Raw genomic sequence first — 6,299 nt, 5'->3', positions numbered from 1 at the left:
CGCGGGGCCAGCGGTGGCTGGGCGCGGGGTTACGGCGGCGATGCCGGCGCGGCAGTGGGTGAACACCGGGTTGTTCACAGGGGCTGGGCGCGGGTTGCGGCGGCGCTCCAGACCCCGCCGCAGGTGAGGCCTGGGTTGTTCACCGGCGGTGGCCGCGGGTGCAGATCCGGCTCAGCCGAGGACGGTCGCGGCGAGGTCGTCGGCCAGGGCGCGGCTCGCGGCGGCGACTCCGGACCAGCGGCGCGTCAGGTCCGGGTCGATCTCCAGCGGGCGGCCGCGCACGTCGATCACCGCGCCGCCGGCCGCGGGCACCGTGACCATCGCCGTCGCGAGGTCGACCAGCCGGTGGGTGTCCGAACCCGGGTCGCAGAACGCGTCGACCGAGCCTTCGGCGACCAGCGCGCACTCCAGCACCGTGGTGGACAGGATCCGCACGCGCTGGGCCTTGTCCGCGACGCGCATCCAGGCTTCGGCGTTGCGCTTGTGCGGGCGGAGCAGGTTGACCGTCGCGCCGGTGAGCGTGGTGCGGCCGGTGGTGCGGAACGGGACCGGCTCGCCGGCGCGGGCGTGCCAGGCGCGGCCGGTGTCCAGCCACACGGTGAGCGCCTCGGTCGCCTGGCCGTCGACCGCGACCGTGCCGCCGAAGCAGCTCAGCGGCACCCCGTTGGCGGCGTTGTTGGAGCCGTCGACCGGATCTACGACGAGCGTCACCGCGGAGCCGTTGTCGACGAAACCGACCTCTTCGCTGAGCAGGTTGACGCGGTGCCGGTCCGCCTCCTCGGCGATCGCGGCCTCGACGATCTCGTCCACGCGCATGGTCGGGGTGCCGTCCGCGCCGTCGGCGACCTTTTCGGCCAGCTCCGCGCGGGTGTGCCTGCGGCGGGCGTCCCCGTAGGCGGCGCTGGCGGCGCGGGCCATCGCGGCGAGTGCGGGGTGGACGTTCTCGGGAAGTCCCGGGGCGGGCACCGGCCACGCGATTTTCGTGCTCATCACAGTCGATCCTAAATGACTTGCCCGCTCGCGGCGGTGCGACGGATCATTCCGGCCGTGCAACCCCTTGACGAGAACCGCATCCGCAAGTCGTTCGTGAACTGCTCGAAGGGGGAGGCGCAACGGCTGGCGCTGCCGCCGGGACTGTCCGGTCTCGACTGGTCCGAAGTGGACTTCCTCGGCTGGCGGGACCCGCGTGCGGCGCAGAACGCCTACCTCGTGGTGCCCTACGGGGACGAGGTGGTCGGAGTCGCGTTGCGGGCCGCGGCGAAGCACCGGAGCTCCCTGAAGTCCTCGCTGTGCGCCTTCTGCGGCACGATCCACGCGGCGACGGACGTGTCGTTGTTCGCGGCGCGGCGGGTCGGCGCGGCGGGGAAGCAGGGCAACACCGTCGGGACGTACGTGTGCGCCGACCTGGCCTGCGGGCTCTACCTGCGGGGCAAGCGCCGCCCGGCGGTGCACAACCCGGTGGAACGCGCGCCGCTCGAGGAGCGGGTGGAGCGGATGCTCGCCAACGTGGCGCGCTTCCTGGACGAGGTGACCACCGACAACGTCGGCTGACGCCGCGCTTGGCTCGCCGCCCGGAGGGGTGAACCACCGCGGGTGTGGGAACCTCTGACACGAGTGGGGACTCGCCGCGCGTGGAGGGCCGACTCGGCTGCTGGAGGGGTGAACTCGGCGACTGGCTGGTCGGCGCCGGTGCCCGTGAAGGCGATGAGGCGCGCGGACGGGCGAATCAGCCGGACTCGCGACACAGATGGCGAACTGGGCGCGCTAAGTGGCGAATGCGCCCTCCGGCGGCCGAATGCGCGGTCGAGGGCGAACTCGGCGCCAACTGGCGAACACGCCGCGCGAAGGGGCGAACACGCCCTCCGGAGAGGCGTACGCGGTGGCGGGAGGGTGGACTCGACGCAGCGGGTGGAGGGGCGAACCCGGGGCGGCGAACACGGCCGTGTTCGCCGCCCCGGGCGCCGGCTCTCAGCTGACGATCGGCAGCGACAGCGGCCGTCGGACGGCCTGGGCGACTCCGTCGGAGGCCAATGCCGCCGCCACGCGGTCCGGCGCCGGGCGGCCGTACGTCGTCGTGCGCTGGACCAGTGGGCGTCCGATCGGTGCGACCATCTTCTCCAGCTCGCTGATCGTCTTGTACGAGCCGTTGTCCGCGCCCGCCATGCGGCTGATCGTCTCCTCCATCAGCGTGCCGCCGAGGTCGTTCACACCGCCGTTCAACACGTCCCGGCAGGTGTCCTCGCCCAGCTTCACCCACGAGCACTGGATGTTGTCGATCAGGCCGTGCAGCAGGATCCGCGCCAGCGCGTGCACCGCCCGGTTCTCGCGCTTCGTCGGGCCAGGGCGGGACAGCCCCGCCAGATAAATCGGCGCGTTCTGGTGGATGAACGGCAGCAGCACGAACTCGGTGAACCCGCGCCGCCCGGTCTTCTCCAGCGCCCGCCGCTGCAGGTCGGCGATCAGCTTGATGTGCCCGACCCAGTGGGCGGGCGTGTCGACGTGCCCGTACATCATCGTCGAGGTCGTCGGGATGCCCAGCTCGTGCGCCGTGGACACCACCTCGATCCAGCTCGACGTCGGCAGCTTGCCCTTGGTGAGCACCCACCGCACGTCGTCGTCCAGGATCTCCGCCGCCGTGCCCGGCAGGGAGTCCACACCGGACTCGTGCGCGCGCGTCAGCCAGTCCCGGATGGACATGTTCGTCCGGGACGCGCCGTTCACGACCTCCATCGGGCTGTAGGAGTGCAGGTGGATGTCCGGCTGCCGCCGCTTCACCTCGGCCGCCAGGTCGAAGTACGCCGTGCCGGGCATGTCCGGGTGGATCCCGCCCTGCATGCAGATCTCCGTCGCCCCGGCCTCCCACGCCTGGTCGACGCGGTCACCGACCTGCGACAGCGACAGCGTGTAGGCGTCGGCGTCCGTGCGGCGCTGCGCGAACGCGCAGAACCGGCAGCCGGTGTAGCAGACGTTGGTGAAGTTGATGTTCCGCGTCACCACGAACGTGACGTCGTCGCCGTTGACGTCCCGGCGCAGCCCGTCCGCCAGCGAGGCGAGCGCCTCCAGCTCGGCGCCGTCCGCGTGCAACAACGCGAGAGCGTCCGCATCGGACAGACCGGCCGGGTCGCGTTCCGCGCGACGCAACGCTTCCGCGATGTCGGTGTCCATCCGGCGCGGCGCGGTCGGAACCTGCGAAGCGAGTTCCTTCCAGTCGCCGTACACGGAGTCGAAGTCGCTGCGCCGGTCCTCGGTGCGGCCGGTGGTGTCGACCTCGACGTGCAGGTCCGTGCGCCCGGTGCCGGCCTGGTCCTGCCAGCCGCCGTCCGGCTCCTGCCAGGGGCGGCCCTCCAGGACCGCGTCCTCGCGCGCCAGGCCGGTCTCCGGATCGGCCAGCGCGGCGACGTGCCCGGCGACGCGCGGATCCAGCCACGGCTCACCGGCGAGCAGGTACTCGGGGTAGATCGTCAGCCGCTCGCGCAGCGTGTAACCGGCCTTCTCGGTCTGCCGGGCCAGCTCGTCGATCTGCGGCCAGGCGCGCTCGGGGTTGACGTGGTCGGGCGTGAGCGGCGAAACCCCGCCCCAGTCGTCGATCCCGGCACGCACCATGAGGTCGTACTGGCTGCCGATCAGGTTCGGCGGCGCCTGGATGCGCATCTTCGGGCCGAACACGAGCCGCGCGACGGCGATCGTCGCGGCCAGCTCCTGCAGGTCGGCGTCCGGCGTGGCGCGCATCTTGGTGTCCGGCTTGGCTCGGAAGTTCTGCACGATGACTTCCTGGATACCGCCGTACTGGCGCGCCACCTTGCGGATCGCGAACAGGGCGTCCGCGCGCTCTTCGTAGTTCTCGCCGATGCCGATCAGGATGCCGGTGGTGAACGGCACGGACGTTCGGCCGGCGTCCTCCAGCACCCGCAGCCGCACTGCCGGGTCCTTGTCCGGCGAGCCGTAGTGCGGGCCGCCGCGCTCGCTCCACAGCCGGGTCGCGGTGGTCTCCAGCATCATGCCCATCGACGGCGCGACCGGCTTGAGGCGCTGCAGGTCCTGCCAGGTCAGGACGCCGGGGTTGAGGTGCGGCAGCAGACCGGTCTGCTCCAGCACCAGGATCGCCATCGCGCGCACGTAGGACAGCGTGTCGTCGTAGCCGTGCGCGTCCAGCCACTCGCGGGCCTGCTTCCAGCGGTCCTCGGGGCGGTCGCCGAGGGTGAACAGGGCTTCCTTGCAGCCCATCGCCGCGCCCTGCCGCGCGATCTCCAGCACCTCGTCCGGCGACAGGAACGGGGCGTCCAGTTTGCCCGGAACCGTCGCGAAAGTGCAGTACCCGCAGCGGTCGCGGCACAGCCGGGTGAGTGGGATGAACACCTTGCGGCTGTAGGTGATGACGCCTTCGCGGCCGGCTTCGGCCAGTCCGGCGTCGCGGATGCGGGAGGCGTGCTCGGACAGCGTTTCGAGGTCTTCGTCGCGCGCGTGCAACAGCACGGTCGCCTCGGTGATGTCGAGGGTCTTGCCGTCGCGGGCACGGGCCAGCGCGCGGCGCATCGCGGAGGCGGTGGGAGCGGATGCCATACCGGAAACGCTAGGACCGGCCCGGCCCGCGGTGCCAGGACCAGACCGCGCAAGATCGGCCACACCGGGTGGCGGGAACCCTGTTTCCGCTGCTCACCACGGCCGTGGTCGTTGCGCCGCGGCCGGTGCGGGCGTATTACCTAAAGTGTGGCTTCGGTGATCGGCAAGCGGGTCGGCGGCAAGACCTACTACTACCTCGCGCACACCGGGCGGGTGAACGGCGCGCCGCGGATCACGTCGCAGCGTTATCTCGGCACCGCCGACGACATCGCAGCAGCTCTGGACGGTGCAGCCGGTTCACCTGACGGTACGCGGCACTTGGCGTTCGGTGACGTCGCCGCCGTCTGGTCCACCCTGGAGCGGCTCCAGGTGCGCTCGGCGATCGACGACGTGCTCGGCTCGCGCAAGGCGAAAGTGTCGATCGGGACGTACTTCGCGTTGTCGGTGCTGCACCGAGCGACCGCGCCGGGCACGGATCTGGCGCAGTGGTGGGCGGACAGCGCGGCGAGCCGGTTCGTGCGGCCGCGGATCGCCGCGGCCGCCGTGCAGGACGACGAGTTCTGGCGCGCCACGCGGCGGCTGACGCGGGCGCAGCTGGAGCGGATCGAGGAGGCGGTGTCCGCGCGCGTGCGGGAACACCTGCCGGAGCCGATCCTGCTCGCGGTGGACGTGCCGAACTTCGCGACCTACGCGGAATCGGAAACCGCGGCGGCGTCCCCGGCCGGGCTTAGCACGGTGGTCACGCGGGACGGCGCGATCCCGCTGGCGTCGAGCGTGTACCGGCGGGAGGGCGCGGTCCCGTTCGGGGTGTCGGCCGACCGGCTGGCGTCGCGGGTGGCCGGCCCGGTGACGCTGGTGTTCGAGACGGGCCAGCACGCGCAGCTCGACCTCGACGACGGCAGGCACTTCGTCGGCGCGTTGCCGCTGGGCGACTACCCCGAGCTGCTGGCGCGCCCGGCGTCGGCGCGCCGGTCGGTCGGCCCGGACCGCTTCGCCGGGGTGACGGCGCTGGACACGCACGCCGTGGTGTCCGGCACGACCCGGCGGGTGGTGCTCACGCACTCGGCGAAGCTGCACGCCGCGCAGGCGCGGGGGTTCGCCCAGGCGTTGAGCAGCGCCACGCGGCAGCTCGACGGTCTCGCCCTGGCGCTGGCGGCGGGCACCAACCGACGGCCCCGCGAGCAGGTGCTGACCGAGATCGCGCGGATCACCCGGGTGCGGTGGGTCGACCGCGTGCTGTCCACGCGGCTGACCGGCACGCGCCCGGCCGAGCTGCGGCTGGAGTGGCGGGTCGACGAGAACGCCCGGTCGCGCCTGGACGAGGAGTACTTCGGCAAGCAGCTGCTCGTGACCGACCACGACTGGCCGGTCGCCGACGTGATCACCGCGTACCGGGCGCGCTACCACCTGGACTCGACGTTCCGGCAGCTCAACGGCCCGTTCGTGGCCGCGTCCGCGCCGCGGCGGCACTGGACCGAGCACCGGATCGCGGTGCACTCGCTGGTGAGCGTGCTGGCGACGGCGGTGACGCACGTGATGCGGCAGGAGGCCGACCGGGCCGGGCTGGACTTGTCGGTGCGTGAGCTGCTGGACCTGCTGTCGCGGATCGGGGAGACGGTGCTGCGGTACCCGTCGACCGGGGGCCGCCCGCGCACCCGGCGGCTGCTGACCTGCCGGGACGCGGTGCAGCAGAAGCTGTTCGACCTGTTCGGCCTGGACGCCTACGCGCCCTGAGCCGG

4 protein-coding genes are annotated in these 6,299 nt (G+C 72.4%); 2 read left to right on the top strand and 2 right to left on the bottom strand.

Going from position 1 to position 6,299, the window contains the following annotated elements; translation table 11 throughout:
- Nucleotides 1–171: 171 nt before the first annotated feature.
- Nucleotides 172–990, bottom strand: coding sequence for an inositol monophosphatase family protein (locus tag AMY39116_RS0339350; protein WP_020423080.1), 819 nt, complete (start codon nt 988–990; stop codon nt 172–174).
- 15 nt (nt 991–1,005) lie between these two features.
- On the opposite strand from AMY39116_RS0339350, the gene AMY39116_RS0339345 reads away from it, so the two are divergent.
- Complete coding sequence (locus AMY39116_RS0339345) at nt 1,006–1,551, top strand: FBP domain-containing protein (protein WP_020423079.1); 546 nt, start codon at nt 1,006–1,008, stop codon at nt 1,549–1,551.
- Between the two features lie 417 nt (nt 1,552–1,968).
- Here the strand turns inward: AMY39116_RS0339345 and AMY39116_RS0339340 are convergent, their stop codons facing one another.
- On the bottom strand, nt 1,969–4,560 hold the full coding sequence (locus AMY39116_RS0339340) for a bifunctional FO biosynthesis protein CofGH (protein ID WP_027936626.1): 2,592 nt from the start codon (nt 4,558–4,560) through the stop codon (nt 1,969–1,971).
- Between the two features lie 147 nt (nt 4,561–4,707).
- On the opposite strand from AMY39116_RS0339340, the gene AMY39116_RS0339335 reads away from it, so the two are divergent.
- The gene (locus tag AMY39116_RS0339335; protein WP_020423077.1) at nt 4,708–6,294 is read left to right on the top strand and encodes a hypothetical protein; all 1,587 of its coding nucleotides are present in this window, start codon (nt 4,708–4,710) and stop codon (nt 6,292–6,294) included.
- The last annotated feature ends 5 nt before the right edge of the window (nt 6,295–6,299 follow it).

The organism is Amycolatopsis sp. ATCC 39116, assembly GCF_000231075.2.
GTDB classification, from domain to species: domain Bacteria; phylum Actinomycetota; class Actinomycetes; order Mycobacteriales; family Pseudonocardiaceae; genus Amycolatopsis_E; species Amycolatopsis_E tucumanensis.
Note: the sequence above shows the minus strand (reverse complement) of the source record. Positions and strands in the feature narration are given on the sequence as shown.

Excerpts from the sequence above, each read along its gene's own strand:
- AMY39116_RS0339350 (WP_020423080.1), bottom strand. The coding sequence starts at position 990 with ATGAGCACGAAAATCGCGTGGCCGGTGCCCGCCCCGGGACTTCCCGAG.
- AMY39116_RS0339345 (WP_020423079.1), top strand. The coding sequence starts at position 1,006 with ATGACTTGCCCGCTCGCGGCGGTGCGACGGATCATTCCGGCCGTGCAA.
- AMY39116_RS0339340 (WP_027936626.1), bottom strand. The coding sequence starts at position 4,560 with ATGGCATCCGCTCCCACCGCCTCCGCGATGCGCCGCGCGCTGGCCCGT.